Annotated in this window: 9 protein-coding genes and 1 tRNA gene; 6 read left to right on the top strand and 4 right to left on the bottom strand. The window is 41.5% G+C overall.

Going from position 1 to position 16,848, the window contains the following annotated elements:
• Positions 1-166: 166 nt before the first annotated feature.
• Positions 167-2,236, bottom strand: coding sequence for a transcription termination factor Rho (gene rho, locus BN161_RS23705; protein ID WP_044270945.1), 2,070 nt, complete (start codon positions 2,234-2,236; stop codon positions 167-169).
• 290 nt (positions 2,237-2,526) lie between these two features.
• Here rho and BN161_RS23700 point away from each other — a divergent pair, with 290 nt between their 5' ends.
• Positions 2,527-3,357, top strand: a complete 831-nt coding sequence (locus BN161_RS23700) for a 4Fe-4S binding protein (protein WP_044270943.1) — start codon at positions 2,527-2,529, stop codon at positions 3,355-3,357.
• A 508-nt stretch (positions 3,358-3,865) separates the two neighbouring features.
• Here the strand turns inward: BN161_RS23700 and tilS are convergent.
• Positions 3,866-5,173, bottom strand: coding sequence for a tRNA lysidine(34) synthetase TilS (gene tilS, locus BN161_RS23695; protein WP_044270941.1), 1,308 nt, complete (start codon positions 5,171-5,173; stop codon positions 3,866-3,868).
• A 162-nt stretch (positions 5,174-5,335) separates the two neighbouring features.
• On the opposite strand from tilS, the gene feoB reads away from it, so the two are divergent.
• From feoB to BN161_RS23675, 4 genes are all read left to right on the top strand, one after another.
• A complete protein-coding gene (gene feoB / locus BN161_RS23690) occupies positions 5,336-7,807 on the top strand; it encodes a ferrous iron transport protein B (protein WP_044270939.1) in 2,472 nt (823 codons plus the stop codon).
• Positions 7,804-8,019 (top strand): hypothetical protein, encoded by a 216-nt coding sequence (locus tag BN161_RS30740; RefSeq protein ID WP_044270937.1) that lies wholly within the window; start codon positions 7,804-7,806, stop codon positions 8,017-8,019. The genes feoB and BN161_RS30740 overlap by 4 nt, the downstream gene beginning before the upstream one ends.
• 52 nt (positions 8,020-8,071) lie before the next feature.
• Positions 8,072-8,143 (top strand) — tRNA-Cys (locus BN161_RS23680).
• Between the two features lie 258 nt (positions 8,144-8,401).
• A complete protein-coding gene (locus BN161_RS23675; protein ID WP_044270936.1) occupies positions 8,402-8,875 on the top strand; it encodes a hypothetical protein in 474 nt (157 codons plus the stop codon).
• A 54-nt stretch (positions 8,876-8,929) separates the two neighbouring features.
• Here BN161_RS23675 and BN161_RS30735 read toward each other — a convergent pair whose 3' ends face one another.
• Both BN161_RS30735 and BN161_RS30730 read right to left on the bottom strand, forming a co-directional pair.
• Positions 8,930-12,559 carry a DUF3320 domain-containing protein gene (locus BN161_RS30735; RefSeq protein WP_244436610.1) on the bottom strand — a complete coding sequence of 1,210 codons (3,630 nt, stop codon included), beginning with the start codon at positions 12,557-12,559 and terminating at the stop codon, positions 8,930-8,932.
• Entirely contained in the window at positions 12,480-14,723 is a 2,244-nt protein-coding gene (locus tag BN161_RS30730; RefSeq protein ID WP_244436609.1) for a DUF4011 domain-containing protein, read from the bottom strand. The genes BN161_RS30735 and BN161_RS30730 overlap by 80 nt, the downstream gene beginning before the upstream one ends.
• A 241-nt stretch (positions 14,724-14,964) precedes the next feature.
• Here BN161_RS30730 and BN161_RS23665 point away from each other — a divergent pair, with 241 nt between their 5' ends.
• Complete coding sequence (locus BN161_RS23665) at positions 14,965-16,830, top strand: SLC13 family permease (RefSeq protein WP_044270935.1); 1,866 nt, start codon at positions 14,965-14,967, stop codon at positions 16,828-16,830.
• Positions 16,831-16,848: the final 18 nt, after the last annotated feature.

Here is a 16,848-nt window from a genome sequence, read left to right as displayed (position 1 = left end):
CATGAACGTTTTACTGAGCTTCACTTTATTAACTAATACGTTTTATACAATGGCATATGACTAATTGCGACAAAAATAACTAAAAAGGACGAGATATCCGAAAATGTCTCGTCCTTTTTGTATATTTAATCCTATTTCTTGTTGATTATATCCTTTGACTTCAGTTTTAGCTGTTCATACTCATTAGGAATTCGTCGTTGTCTTTGGTTTTTTCCATACGATCTTTTACGAAATCCATAGCTTCTATCGGGTTCATATCAGCCAGATATTTGCGGAGTATCCACATGCGATCCAATGTTTGCTTATCCTGCAACAGATCATCGCGACGAGTGCTGGAAGCAACAATATTGACTGCAGGGAAAATACGTTTGTTGGACAGGTTGCGGTCGAGTTGCAACTCCATGTTACCTGTACCTTTGAATTCTTCGAAGATAACTTCGTCCATTTTAGAACCGGTATCAATCAATGCAGTAGCCAGGATAGTGAGTGAGCCACCATTTTCAATATTACGGGCGGCACCGAAGAAACGTTTGGGCTTGTGTAGTGCATTGGCGTCCACACCACCTGAAAGAACTTTGCCGGAAGCCGGGGATACCGTATTGTAAGCACGTGCCAGACGGGTGATAGAATCCAGGAAGATAACGACATCATGGCCACATTCTACAAGTCTCTTTGCTTTCTCCAGTACGATACCTGCAATCTTTACGTGGCGTTCGGCCGGTTCATCAAAAGTTGAGGCAATCACTTCGGCATTTACGGTACGTGCCATGTCGGTTACTTCTTCCGGGCGTTCGTCGATAAGCAACATGATCATGTAGACTTCCGGATGATTTGCTGCGATAGCATTGGCTATATCTTTCATCAATATGGTCTTACCGGTTTTAGGTTGTGCCACGATCAATGCACGCTGGCCTTTACCGATAGGAGCAAAAAGGTCTACTACACGAGCTGACATAGAGTCTGAATAGCCACCTTTGCACAATCTGAATTTTTCGTCGGGGAATAATGGCGTGAGGTGCTCAAATGGTACGCGATCACGTACGAAAGCCGGGTCACGTCCATTGATTTGTTCCACTTTTACTAATGGGAAATATTTCTCACCTTCTTTGGGAGGACGGATTACACCTTCTACAACATCACCGGTTTTCAGACCAAACAGCTTGATTTGAGATTGCGATACATAAATATCATCCGGTGAAGAAAGGTAATTATAGTCGGAAGAACGAAGGAATCCGTAACCATCCTGCATGATTTCCAGTACGCCGGTACCGGTCAGGATATCGTCGAATTCGTATACTTTTTCACGCTCAATTACCGGTCTGCGTTCTTGCACAGGAGCATAGTTATCACCGGCATTTTGTTGTGCGGGACGTTGCTGCTGAACAGGACGCGGGTTGTTGTTACGATTATTATTGTTGTTGTTGTTATTGTTATTGTTATTGTTATTGTTATAAGGAGTGTTATTATTGTCGCGAGGACGAAGGCGTGGGCGTTGTGCAATAGCAGGTGTGGGTTCTGTTACGGGTGTTACGGGAGTCTCGGCTTTGGTAGCTTCGAATTTGCCCAGCAGTTCTGAAGGGAGTTCTATTTTCTCAGTCGGGAGATCTTCGATGGGAATGAAGTCATCTTCGGGTTCTGATAAGATAGGGCTGTCCTCTATTACGACTTTCTTAACTACTTTAGGTGTTTCGGGCTCAAAACTCAATTCCGGTTCAGCTTTTTTAGGCTCTTCCTTTTTTGCGACAGGCACAGGTGCAGGTATGGGAGCTTTTTCTTCCGTCTTGACTTTGCGAGGACGTCCCGGTTTACGTTTCGGGGAGGTAGAGTCTTCAGCTTTTTCGGGAGTGGCTACGGTGGTGGTTGCAACTATTTCAGGAGCTTTCTCTGCTACCGGGGCTTTTGCTGCCTCTGCTACAGGTTGTACCTTGGCTGCTGCAACAGTGGCTTCCGCTTTTGCCTTAGTGAGGTCACCATTTTTGTTGGCGGTGAAGACTTTGTCAGTACTCTCTTTTTTTACGGTCACGCGGGTGCGTTTCTGTTGTCTGTCCACTTTACGCTCTTCTTTCAGCTTTTCAGCGGCAACCTTTTTGGTAGCACCTGCGATGGCTTGTTCATCAAGTATCTTGTAAACAAGTTCTTCTTTTTTTAGTGAGTCTGTCTTTTTAATACCCAGTTCTTGGGCAATAGATTGAAGTTCCGACAAATTTTTGTCGTTCAATTGAATGATATTATACATACAGTATATATGTGAATGGTTTAAAATTTCTTTTGTTATTGGACAGATATGTTCACACGGCTGCGGTTGTCGTCACAAGCAACGTGGCAAATATACCTTTATTTAATATAATGATTATGGGATATTTATTATTGAACCGGAAAACTGTTAGCTACCCGCACTTAGGAGTTTACAGAATGTTTCAACGGTGCAAAGGTAATAAATATTTTTGGTTTCATAAACAATTCGTCTTTTTTTTAATTTTAAAACTTTATCTTTGCTTGATAAACCAAGAAAAAACGCATATATTTATGGATATAAACGAAGTTCATTTCATCTATTTTTCGCCTACTCGTACTTCTAAACAAGTTGGCGAGGCAATTGTTCGCGGAACAGGACTAACAAATGTTGTTACTACTAATTTAACACTGCATGCTGCTGAGGTAGATATTCCGGAGAATACACTGACTGTTATTGCTGTGCCGGTGTATGGCGGCAAGGTAGCTCCTTTGGCTATGGAGCGTTTGCAGGGTATTCGTGCATCGGGATCTCCGGTTGTGCTGGTAGTAGTCTATGGTAACCGCGCGTATGAAAAGGCTTTGATAGAATTGGACGCATTTGCTTCTGCTCAGGGCTTCAAAGTTATTGCCGGGGCTACTTTTGTGGGAGAACATTCGTATAGTACGGAACAAAACCCAATAGCCCCAGGGCGTCCGGATGCAAATGATTTGCAATATGCGGAGGAATTTGGTGCGAAGATACGGACGAAAATAAATGCCGCCGTTGATATGGAGCACCTGTATCCGGTGGATGTGAACCGTATTCAGCGCCCGCGCCAGCCTTTTCTGCCTTTGTTCAAGTTTCTGCGCCGGGTGATAAAGTTGCGTAAAAGTGGTATTCCTTTGCCGCGTGTACCGGAAGTGAATGCGGAACTTTGCACGCATTGTGGCGTTTGCGCTGTACATTGTCCTTCGGGAGCTATTCTGAAAGGTGACGAATGTAATACGATTGCCGAAAAGTGCATAAAGTGTTGCGCATGCGTCAAAGGATGTTCGTTCAAGGCGCGGACGTATGATACTCCGTTTGCTTCATTGCTTTCAGACTGCTTTGTGCGGCAGAAAGAGGACCGGATTATTTTATAGTTTTAATCACCACAGAGTAACACAGGGTTTAATTCTTTTGATTTTAAATTAATTAAACTCTGTGTCGCTCTGTGTTACTCTGTGGTGAATGAATTCATAGCCCGACAGAAACGAATTAATTCATTGTTTTAATAGTTTGTTTGTCCTAATTTATAATCACTAAAAAAGGGATTTATAAATGCTTGATTATCAGGTATGTTATAATCAGGGTATCTCAGTATCATACTTAGGGTACCTCAATATGATACTGAGATACCCTAAGTATCATACTGAGACCCCCCTAAGTATGCGACTGATCTCGCAAATGTTTTGTTTTATAAATATTTATTATTCATATTGAAGGCGTTTATCATATCGGATTATCGTTTTGTTCATAACCGTCCGGTAATGAGTTTTTCACCACAGAGTAACACAGAGTTTCACGGAGTTCTATTCTTTTGATTTCAAATTGATTAAACTCTGTGAAACTCTGTGTTACTCTGTGGTGAATGAATTCATAACCCTACAATCAAGGAATAAACTTCAGAATAACAACTTTCCGTGTTTGGGCGTCTATTCTGAAACGATTATCAGTACGTTCGCCTATCAACCAAATGATGTGGGAACCACTGCAAAGCACCCATTGTTGCTCTTTGCGGGAAAGGGAGAATTTTCGATCAGTAAGGTAATCACTGACCTTTTTTCGTCCGGTCATACCAAAAGGAACGAATGTGTCGCCTTGTCGGCAACGTCTGACAGTGAGAGGTTGTTTTAGTTTGTCCGCATCAAAGCAGGCAGTGTTTCGGTCGCGTGGAATGACGAAATCATCCGTGATTTTTAGTTCTTCCATTGTCAGACGAAAGGGCAGGGCAGGATCATCTGGAGAAAAGACTGTTGAAACATCTTCTGAACAGACCGGTTCTAACAGTAGAAGCTCCCGATCTTTAATCACGCGCCATTCTCCGCTAAGGAATATCTTTCCCGGTTGCCCATTCAGGGAGGTGAAAATATCTTTGATCTGTGCACCGTTGAATCCTAATGGAGATAAGATCTCAAATAATAAAGTTTCCGGTGCAGGTTCTTGGAACAAAGCACTGATTAGGATACCTTGTTCGGTTTGCACTTTCTGCTTACCTTCTTCTATACCTTTCTTATATAAGAGAGCTGCATCATTCAGATGTTCTGCGGTGCGGAGAAGGCTTTCTTTTACAGAGGGATTGATCTCCTGCATAAGGGGCAAAAGGTTGAGGCGTATCTTGTTGCGTGTATATTCGTCTTGCAGGTTGGTGCTGTCCGTTACGTAAGATTGTCCGATTTTTTGTAGGTATTCGGTTATTTCTTTCCGGTCGAGGCATAACAAGGGGCGAACAATGTTTCCGTTTTTGGGGCGGATACCCAATAATCCGTTGATGCCTGTTCCACGAATAAGGTTGAGCAGGAGAGTTTCTACACTATCATCTTTATGATGGGCCACGGCGATGACGTCGGCCCCTTGTTGTAGACGGAGCTGCTCAAACCAGGCATAACGTAATTCCCGTGCTGCCATTTCAATGGATATGTGGCGCTTTTCCGCTTCTTCCGTGGTTTGGAAATGTTGAATGTGTAATGGAACTTTCAATTGTAAGCATAGTTCGCGGACAAACATTTCATCTCGAACCGACTCATCGCCCCGCAGATGGAAATTGCAATGTGCCGCCTCACAAGTGTACCCCATATCAAGAAGTAGACGCAACAAAGCTACTGAGTCCGCTCCACCGCTCAATGTTATCAGTATTTTGTCTTCTCGTGTGAAAAGCTTCTCCTGATCAATGTATTGCGCTATTTTCTTTATATTCATAATGGTGCAAAGATAATATTAACGAATTGAATTCTTTCTAATTCTTCGGAACAAAGTGGAGAATGGAGAATATTTCTCCTTATTTAAAAACAATCTAAATAATTTGTAGGCTAAATACAAATCATTTATCTTTGCATCCAAATTAAAGAAAGAGAGAAGACTATGCGTTTATCCGAATTAAAAACTGGAGAAAAAGGTGTAATCGTTAAAGTACTGGGGCATGGCGGTTTCCGCAAACGAATTGTAGAAATGGGCTTTATTAAAGGCAAGACTGTAGAGGTTTTGCTGAATGCACCGCTGAAAGATCCAATAAAATACAAAGTAATGGGGTATGAAATCTCTTTGCGCCGACAGGAGGCAGGGATGATTGAAATACTCAGCGAACATGAGGCGAAAGAGCAAGTGACAAAACCGAATTATCATCCGGGAATGAGTGAAGATATTTATCCGGGGGAAGAAGAACTGAAACGTATCGCTCTCGGTAAACGTCGTACCATTAATGTTGCATTAGTGGGTAATCCAAACTGTGGGAAAACTTCTCTGTTTAATATTGCTTCCGGTTCACACGAACACGTTGGTAACTACAGCGGGGTTACAGTGGATGCCAAGGAAGGCTACTTTAATTTTCAAGGTTATCATTTCCGCATAGTCGATTTGCCCGGTACATATTCGCTATCAGCATATAGTCCTGAAGAAATGTATGTCCGTCATCATATTATTGATGAAACACCGGACATTGTTATCAATGTGGTAGATTCGTCCAATCTGGAACGTAATCTGTACCTCACTACCCAGTTGATTGACATGAACGTGCGTATGGTGATGGCTCTCAATATGTACGATGAACTGGAAGCCAGCGGCAACACGCTGGATTACATGAAACTGAGTGAACTCTTTGGTGTTCCTATGGTTCCTACCGTTTCGCGTACGGGCAAAGGCATCGAAGATCTTTTTCATGTTGTTATCAGTATTTACGAAGGTGCCGACTTCCTCGATCAGAAAGGCAAGGTACGTGCAGAAGTGTTGAATGACCTGCGTGAATGGCATCGGGAGTATGTGCCCGGCTATACCGGTGGGGCTCATAAAGAAGAAGAAGTACGTCATCATGGATTCTATCGTCATATTCACATTAACCACGGTCCTGAACTGGAACGCAGCATTGAAGAGGTGAAGCGGGTGATTAGTGAGAATGAGGGTATCCGTCATAAGTATTCTACCCGCTTTCTTGCCATCAAGCTTCTGGAGAATGATACGGATTTGGAAACACTGATTAAAACTTTACCCAACGGCAAAGAAATCATAGATGTCCGTGATCAGGAAAGCCGCCGTATCCGAGACGTGCTGAATGAGGATTGCGATCAGGCTATCACCGATGCAAAATATGGTTTTATATCCGGTGCACTGAAAGAAACCTTTGTGGATAATCACTTGGATAAAGAACATACTACACGCGTGATAGATTCCATTGTAACACATCGTGTGTGGGGATTCCCCATTTTCTTCCTGTTCATGTATCTCATGTTCGAAGGGACGTTCGTGCTTGGCGAATACCCGATGATGGGTATCGAATGGCTGGTAGAAACCCTCGGCAACTTTATACATGCCAATATGGCGGACGGACCGTTGAAAGATCTATTGGTAGATGGTATTGTAGGTGGTGTTGGTGGTGTGATTGTCTTCCTGCCGAACATTCTTATTCTTTATTTTTGTATATCGTTGATGGAAGACTCCGGTTATATGGCGCGTGCTGCATTTATCATGGATAAGATTATGCATAAGATGGGGTTGCATGGTAAATCCTTCATTCCTCTGATTATGGGTTTCGGATGTAATGTACCTGCTATTATGGCTTCGCGCACTATTGAGAACCGTAAAAGCCGACTTATTACCATGCTCGTCAATCCGTTGATGTCATGTAGTGCCCGCCTGCCTATTTATTTGTTGCTGGTAGGTGCATTTTTTCCGAACAATGGTAGTTTGATACTGTTATTAATATATTCAATAGGTATCCTGTTGGCGGTATTGCTGGCGCGTTTATTCAGCCGTTTTCTGGTGAAGGGGGATGATACTCCGTTCGTAATGGAGCTTCCGCCTTACCGTTTACCGACAGCAAAAGCCATTTTCCGTCACACGTGGGAGAAGGGTGCACAATATCTTCGTAAAATGGGAGGTATTATCATGATAGCTTCCATCGTAATATGGGCATTGGGATATTATCCTGACCATGATGCGTATGAAACGGTTGCCGAACAACAGGAGAATTCCTACATCGGACAGATAGGAAAGGCTATGGAGCCGGTGATTGTACCTTTGGGTTTTGACTGGAAACTTGGTATCGGTATACTTTCAGGTGTGGGCGCTAAGGAATTAGTGGTAAGTACACTGGGCGTGCTTTATACGAATGATGCTGAAGCAGATGCCGTAAGTCTTGCCGAACGTATTCCGATTACGCCATTGGTAGCTTTCTGTTATATGGTGTTTGTATTGATCTATTTCCCATGTATAGCTACGATTGTAGCAATCAAGCAAGAATCCGGTAGTTGGAAATGGGCGTTATTTACGGCAGTGTATACCACGTTGCTTGCGTGGATAATGGCATTTGTCATTTATAGAATAGGAGGATTATTTGTATGATGAATTGGCAACAATGGGTAGTTGCAATCCTGTTACTGTTGTGTATTGTCCGGATCGGATGGGGAATTTATGCATTTTTTCGCCGGACAAAAGAAAATGGTAATCCATGTGCAAATTGCGTAACCGGTTGTGACTTAAAGCGATTGATGGATGAGAAGCGTGCAGAGTGTAGTGTGACAAAAAAAGAAAAGAAGAAAAATTGCTGCGGATAGTTGGAATTTCCAAAAAATGTACTACCTTTGCAACCGCAAATGAGAAAAGATTGGTTCCTTGGATGAGTGGCTTAGTCAGCGGTCTGCAAAACCGTGTACGGCGGTTCGAATCCGCCAGGAACCTCAAAACGAACAAAATGCCCTGAGTAGAAATACTCGGGGCATTTGTTGTTTATTGACCTTCAGTAACTTAGCTACCCTGCCATTTGGGTGGAAAATCGTGCGAATGTAGACCGCATGTAGTCCGAGCCTCCTAAAACGATACGATTGTAGCACATGAAAAGTATTAATTTTAGGTTTTTCCCTATCAATAATTATAGAATTCACCAGTTAGTTATCATTTTCCCATATTACTTTTGTTACAAACCAAAAGAAATACGCCATGAAAAAGATTCTATTTATCCTATTTACAGTTCAGTTTGTTTTAGCTCCCCATATAATGAAGAGCTATAGTGTTAATTCTATCGAGGATAGTTACGAATATTCGATAGTCAATCAGGGAAAGAAAACAGTCAAAAAAGACATTTGGGATAATACGATTATTGAAGATGATAATGGTAATAAGATTACGATTAAAAAAGATATTTTGGGAAATACTATTATCGAAGACAATAACGGCCATAAGAAAACGATTAAAAAAGATATCTTTGGCAATACTATTATCGAGGATAATAATGGTTATAGAAAAACGATCAAAGAAGATATTTTTGGCAATACTATTATTGAGGATAATAATGGCAATAAGAAAACAATCAAAAAAGATATCTTCGGCAATACCATTATTGAAGACAGTAAAGGGCACAGGCAGATTATCAAAAAGGATATATTCGGAAATTCCACTATCGAAGACTATTAGGTAGACATTCTTTTTCATCCTGTTTTCCCTTTCGGAAAAAAGTATCCATGAACCCTAATTGTTCATGGATACCATTCCGTTCGCGTGGCTGAATATTCCTTTATCAATCAGCAATTGTATAGTATGTTCCGTTACCATATCTAAATTGTTTCCTTTCCTACTGAAACCAAGAAGTTGGGAAGTCAGCCGTTTCAGATCTTCTGTCGGCATGGATATCTGTTGTTCTATGGCATAGCGGGCGGCACTCATTACTTCCAGGATCGGAATATCCAGAATGTCGCGTTTGGAGTTGATGCGGTAAAAGTCGCAGTCTTTAGCTTTCTCTTTATCCTCCCAGTAAATTATAGTATCTCCTGATAAGGGGTCTTTATATGCATCTTCAAGAAGACTGTCGATAAATACCTGTAGACGGGTGGTAACTCTTGTTAGATTCCAAATTCGTAATATCCTTTTATATAGCAGAGTATTTGTTATAGGTTGTTCAATCTTGACTATTTGTTGAAGTTGTTTTTTAACCTGATAGGAGGAAGCCATTACGGTATCGATATCTGTACTGTAGCCTATATTGGGCAAGTCAGCAAATATATACTCTCTTTCTCGATTGTTCACTAACTCTACAACAGGTTCATTCTCTATACTGAATGTTTTCAGAACATTATTCTCTGTCGGAAGAGGAGGCTGTTCTTCTACTTTTGTGTTTTTTAAATCTTCCAGCTTTTTGATAATGCGCTCCACGACGTTCTCCTTATGTTCAAACCAGTCGACGGACCATACACGCATTACATTCCAGTGGAGCATCTGCAAAACATTCGGTTGTACTATTTCACGGTCCCTTGTAGTCTTAGTTTCATAATAGTTCCTGCCGTCACACAATATTCCCAGAATATATGTATCCGGTTGCAACGGATTGACAATCGCTAAATCCACCTTAAAGTTTGACCGCCCTACCAGAGTGTCCACTTTATAACCGCGCTGAGTAAGTTCCTGTGCAATTAAAGTAATAAGATTACTTTGTTGCAGGTTCTGTAGTTGGATGGCCGGAATAGGTGAGGTACCGCGTTCTGCAAATTCAAGGAACCTCTTTAGGCCTTCCACACCTTTGGACTTTGTACGTTTCAAATCTATTTGTTCGGAGCGTAAGGTTGAGAAGATAATCATCTCATAACGTGCACGCGATACGGCTACATTCAGACGACGCTCGCCACCTTGATTATTCAATGGTCCGAAATTCATAGATACATTGCCATTCCTGTCCGGACCGTATCCTATAGAGAAAAGAATAATATCCCGTTCATCACCTTGTACATTCTCCAGATTCTTGATGAAAATAGGTTCATTACTTTGGAAAGCTTTTTCTTCCAACTCAGGATATTTGTTCAGTTCCTCAATGAGCATATCTTCTATCAGGTTTTGCTGTACCTGGCTGAAAGATACGACACCTATACTTTTTTGGGGAACTTCAGATGTACGTAGCCGGTTCAGTATTTCTTTCACAATGGCTTCCGCTTCGGCATGATTGCTGCGTGTACGTCCTTTATCGTATGAGCCGTCTACCTGAACTAAACGTACTTTTGAAATTCTGTCATCCACAGAAGGAAAAGTATATAGCTTTCCATTGTAATACTGAGAATTACTGAAAGCAATCAGACTTTCGTGTTTGCTCCGATAGTGCCAGGTCAGATAACGGGATGGAATGGATAACGAGATGCAATCATCCAGAATGCTTTCCATATCATCAAATTCAGCTTCTTCCTCGTCTACTTGTGAAGAGGAGAAGAAACTTGTCGGAGGCATTTGCTTGGGATCGCCTACTACGACTAATGCGTTACCGCGGGCTATTGCACCGACTGCCTCGCTGGTAGGCATCTGTGATGCTTCATCGAAAATAACAAGGTCGAACTTCTCTGTATTCAGATCGATATACTGAGCCACTGATATCGGACTCATCAACATGCATGGACATAACTTGGGCAGCAGAGTTGGTATCTGGTCTATAATTCTCCGGATAGATGTGCCGCGTCCTCCGTTTGAAATGTTCCTTTTTAGAATTCCTATTTCGGAACTGGAGGCGGCTTCCATTGTCAGTGATGGTATTTTGGCTGCTAATCTACAATATAGTTCCTTTTTACTCAACTCCTGAAAATCTACGGTCAACTGTTTGTATTTACTGATCATTTCCTCAAATAGCAACCCGTTGAAAAGACGTAAAGTTTCGTCTGCATCAACGGTCTTTAGAGCTAATTGGTGATAAACACCCTTCATATACGCATCAGAAGCTTCCGATCCGCTTTTATGCTTATTTGTTATATAGTTGATAATTACGGTTAAATGCAGGGATTCCAATTCTCTCTTACGGATGCACCATTGTCCCCAATCTTTAATCTTATTGAAGTGAGTTAACCAAGTATTCAGTAGAACCGGTAGTTTCATTTCAAGATTATTATCCGGCAGTTGTATGTTGCATAAACCTTTTATTTCATTGAGGACCGTATTCAACTCGTTGGATGTATCGATTAGTTGCTTGAATGTATTTTCATTAGACTGCTGGAATGCGTTCCAGTCAATGCTGATTTTATTTGCAAATTGATTCAGAACTTCTGCAAATGGTTGTTGGACGATTACTGCATATTCCGATAAAGTATTGTAAATCGTCGGAAGACTCTTAAGTATAGAATCAATATCATCCCATTTCTCTTTGCTCTTTCTTCCTAAGAAGCCGAAAGAAGATGATAATTCGGAAGATTGTTCCTGAATGATTTTATTATTCTTTTGATAAGCATTTAGCTTTTCTAACAGGCTTGGTATTTGTACCGCTTGCAAACTCGTATTGTAAAGTTTGAGTTTTTTCAAATAAGAACGTTTGGCAAAGAATTTGGGTAAGAACCATTTCAGTTCGATAGCTTTCCACTCTTGCTGAAGGGCAAATGCATTTTCTTCTAGAATTTGGGGTGCATAGTCTTTGCCTAGTTCGGTTTGTAACTGATCTCGTTTACGACCGGACAGGACAACGTTTTTCCATTCTTCTATCAAGTCGGTATTACCACCCATTTCCAATAACGTTTTATTCAGATATGGGATGGATAGAAGCTGGGTACACATCTTGCCCATCCAATTGATCCCATCCCAATTATCAGGTATTGAGATTCCCAGACTATTTGAAAGCAACTTTCTGTTAGCGGTAATCGAAGTGAATAAATTTATAAAGCGCCTGATTCCGGCCTGTAGTTTCTGAGAGCTTTCTATGGAAGTATCGTATGGTTCCAGTCCCTTTAACGGGTGGTCTTGCGGATGCCCTGTTATCTGAAAAACTGTATCCAGTTCTTGGATCTTTTCGTAAAAGTCTGTCAGTTGATTCTTGGTGATGGAGGGCAACAGAGAAAAGTCGATAGACAATTCATCTCCCTGTATTGATAAATAGTTTGTAATGCAATCGTAGAGAGAGAAACCGGAAGCATGGGGGTGATGCAATGCTTCCATATAATCGATTAATTTCTTTCTACGCTCAAATAATTGCATTGAAGTGCTTTCAAACTCGACTGGAGACTGAATGTGAATGACTTCTATGGCTTTCTGAAGCTGAGCTAGAAAATGGGATTTAGTGACTTTATTGGAATGTAGTTCCAGGCAGAACGGATCTAATCCTATCTTGGTCAGACGGTTTTGTACAACAGAAAGTGCCGCCATTTTTTTCTGCTACAAACAGCACACGCTTTCCTTTGTACAGGGCATTGGCTATCATATTAGTAATGGTCTGCGATTTGCCGGTTCCCGGAGGGCCATGCAATATGAAGCTCTTTCCTTCTCCTGATTCAATGACAGCTTCCAGCTGCGAAGAATCAACATCAACAGGAATGGCAAAATGGATAGGTTCAAGATTTCTATCTATTTCTCTGGCGTCAATCTCCGGAGTCGTATCCTGCCATTGAATACGATTTTCCATCAGACTGGCTATAATGGCATTTTCTTTCAATTTGTCTGCATTGGTATGAATATCGTTCCACATGACAAACTTGTTGAATGAGAATAGCCCCAACATGGATTCTTCCACTACATCCCAACCTTTCATATTGCGGATGCAGGTGCGAATTGTAGCGAATATCTTTTTCACGTCTACGCCGCTGTCGTCTTTCGGCAACGGATTCAGCCCAGAAAGATTAACGCTAAACTGTTGTTTCAATAGTTCGACGAGCGTTATATTCAATATAATTTCTTCATCTCTGGTGCGAATGATATATCCACTTGAGCCTCCACGACGCACAATATCTACCGGTAATAGCAAGATAGGAGCAAAGCGTGGTTTCACACTCTTAGGAGACTCGTACCACTTCAAGATTCCTAAAACGAGGAATAATGAATTGGCACCATTTTCTTCAATGGCGGTTCGCGATGTACGGTATACAAATTTGAGTGAATTCTGTAGTTCGCTTTCTGTCAGATAAGAACGGAGTTTTTTGTTTCTCAGCTCGCTGATTACTAATTCTTCCAAATTCTCTTTCCATAAAGAAGAATCATAGAGTCCTGTCTCACCCGGTTCTATTTTACTTTTAGCGGGACTGGATAATATCTGGTAGTTTTCTCCGGCTTGCAGATGATCTTCCAGATGATCAATTTCGAAAGATATGAATGGTATAACTCTTCTGCCAAGCCGGATGTTGATCAGATTATTGCGTAGAGAAAAGTCCAGTAGTTTTCTTTCCCAAATGATTTGCTTGGTTATTTCATCTTTGCTGTCCTCCAGTTTTATTTCATACCGGTCCAGTTGGTGTATTCTTTGGGTTACATTCTCATGTTCTATTCCACTGTTTTCTATTTGCCATTCACCGTTATGATTTATGCGTTGTGGCAATGGACGGATTTTATCCAGTCTGCACCTATATACATCAATAAACAGCTCGAATCTGTTTTCTTCTTTGAGTTCTCTCTGAGCCATTGTAGCAGCTTCTTCAAATGAAATGTTTTGGGAAGATGCCAGTGCGGTTGTCTCTACTAATACAATGTCGCTGATGCCATTTGCACTCCCTTTGAGTAGAAAGGAAGCATCATCGCCTACGGTTTGATGATAAATATCTTCTGTAAGCCATGCACCTACCAATATATGTCCTTTCAACAAGACTAAAAGAGGATGAATGCCATTGGCTTCCAGACAGGAAGCATAGAGTAAAGTCAGGTCTATACATGTACCTAGTTTGCTGGTGAGTACATTATCTACCAAGCGGATACGCTGCCCCGAAGTTTCAAAGCTAGCTGGAACCGTAGAATATATTAAAGATTCAGACCGGAGAGCTTCATAAATAGCAGCTATCTGTGCACGTACTCGGTTGGGGTCCTGTGTCTGATACTCGTCTAAGGCAGAGTTTCCGGTCCACTTTTCGAGGAATTGTGAGGCTTTTACGCTTATTCTTGAAAGTATGGGATGATTGGGAGTAACAAATGTAGCTAAGAGTTCGGGCATAATCCTGGAACCGGTCCACTGATCGTATGCCATTAGTTTGATGGGAAATGTTTGCTGATGGGCTATCTCACCGGAAATCATAATAACCAGATGAAAGATAGTATCGATGCCTTCTGTCAATTCGATTAATTTTTCACTTTCAGGTGATATTTCCAGGTTGTTGATTTGAATGTTCTGTCCGTGCGGAATAACTTCGAGAATACTCTCTGAGTGCTTAATAAGTTCTCCATCTATCGAAACTTTGATATTGTTCCAATCGACTTCATCACTGTTCATTAGTTCGCAGAAATTGCATGAAGGCACATGGTTGTGCATCATTGCATAATTGATGCATGGCAGGTATTCCAGGTGGATTGTTCCATTGAAGGTGCCTGTAATTGTGTTGTCGTTTCCCATTGTTGTTATAGAATTTAACTGATAAAAGAGGTGATCCCATAATATCATTCCCGGATTCAAAGTTATAAATATAATGCTAATAATCTATACTTTATTTATAATTTAGTGAGATATTTGTCGCCTATTTAGTTCAAAAAGGATTCACCCTATTGTCCATTGTGCTGATTTTTGTAATATTTGCAACGCTTTAGAACAAAAATCACTGTTGAATTGTTTAATAACTGACAAATTTTATATCTATATGTATATTACTCTCATTGTTTTATTCCTTTCTGCGATATTCTTTATGAGTGGCAAAGTGCGTTCGGATTTGGTGGCGCTTTGTGCTTTGGTGTTACTAATTATATTCGGTATTCTAACTCCGGAGGAAGCATTGACCGGTTTCTCCAATTCCGTCGTGATCATGATGATAGGATTGTTCGTTGTGGGCGGTGCCATTTTTCAGACGGGTTTGGCGAAGATGATCAGTAGTCGTATCCTAAAATTAGCCGGTGATAGCGAATTAAAGCTTTTTATTCTTATTGTACTGGTGACTGCCTTCATCGGCGCTTTTGTCAGCAATACCGGAACGGTAGCTTTGATGCTTCCTATTGTTGTCAGTATGGCTATGGGAACACAGATTAATGTCAGTCGCCTGCTGATGCCGCTTGCATTTGCCAGTAGTATGGGAGGTATGATGACACTTATCGGTACACCACCGAACCTTGTAATTCAGGAAGCACTGACTTCTGCTGGATATGCGCCCCTTACTTTTTTCTCATTTACTCCTGTCGGATTGGTTTGTGTAGCTGTTGGATTGGTGATACTGATTCCATTGAGCAAAATTTTCCTGACTAAGAAAGGCGATAAGGATCGTAAGGGCAAAAAGAATAAATCACTGAAAGAGCTGGCAGGAGAGTACCAACTGTTCCAGAACTTGTGTCGGGTACGAGTGGAGAGTAGATCTCCTTTAACTGGAAAGACCATACAGGAACTGGGTATTCCACAACGTTATAATGTGGGTATAATGGAGGTTCGCCGTCAGTCATCTTCTTCGCGCCGTCATTTCTTTAAGACGATGAGTCAGGAAATGGCCGCTGCTGATACCATTATCCAGGAGAATGATATTCTGTATGTACTGGGCGATTTTGCGAATGTGGAGCGCTTTGCAGAAGAAAATACATTGAAGTTACTGGATACGCATGATGCAGAAGGCACCGTAGAATCAAAGAGTGATGAACTTGAATTCACAGAAATCGGTATTGCTGAAATTGTATTGATGCCTGCTTCTAACCTGGTCAATAAGCCGGTAAAGGATTCTGGTTTCAGAGAGAAATATGGGGTGAATATTCTGGGTATCCAACGCAAACGTCAGTATATCCTGAAGAATCTGAAGGATGAAAAGATGCATTCGGGGGATGTGCTGTTGGTGCAAGGGACATGGGAGAATATAGCGCGTTTGAGTGAAGATCCCTCTGATTGGGTAGTACTCGGACAACCGCTTGCTGAGGCTGCCAAAGTAACCTTGAATCATAAAGCACCTGTTGCCGCCATTATCATGTTGGGAATGGTGGTAATGATGATGTTCGATTTCATCCCTGTCGCTCCGGTAACGGCAGTAATGATTGCAGGTTTGCTGATGGTGCTTACCGGCTGTTTCCGAAATGTGGAAGCGGCATATAAAACTATTAACTGGGAAAGTATTGTTCTGATTGCCGCTATGTTACCTATGTCGTTGGCGCTGGAAAAGACCGGAGCTTCCGAATTGGTGTCCCAATCGCTGGTAAACGGGCTAGGTAGTTACGGACCTTATGTGTTATTAGCTGGTATTTATTTCACCACTTCGCTGATGACTATGTTTATTAGCAATACGGCTACGGCAGTACTTCTTGCACCGATTGCGCTTCAGTCTGCCATACAGTTGGATTTGAGTCCGTATCCATTCCTATTTGCCGTAACCGTGGCAGCCAGTATGTGTTTTGCTTCTCCGTTCTCAACTCCGCCCAATGCATTGGTGATGCCTGCAGGACGTTATACATTCATGGATTATGTTAAAGTAGGTTTGCCTTTACAGATAATTATGGGAATTGTGATGATCTTTGTGCTCCCGTTATTGTTCCCGTTTTAAAATAACTAAAGTATAAGA

This window comes from Bacteroides timonensis (assembly GCF_000513195.1).
In the GTDB taxonomy this organism is placed as follows: domain Bacteria; phylum Bacteroidota; class Bacteroidia; order Bacteroidales; family Bacteroidaceae; genus Bacteroides; species Bacteroides timonensis.
Note: the sequence above shows the minus strand (reverse complement) of the source record. Positions and strands in the feature narration are given on the sequence as shown.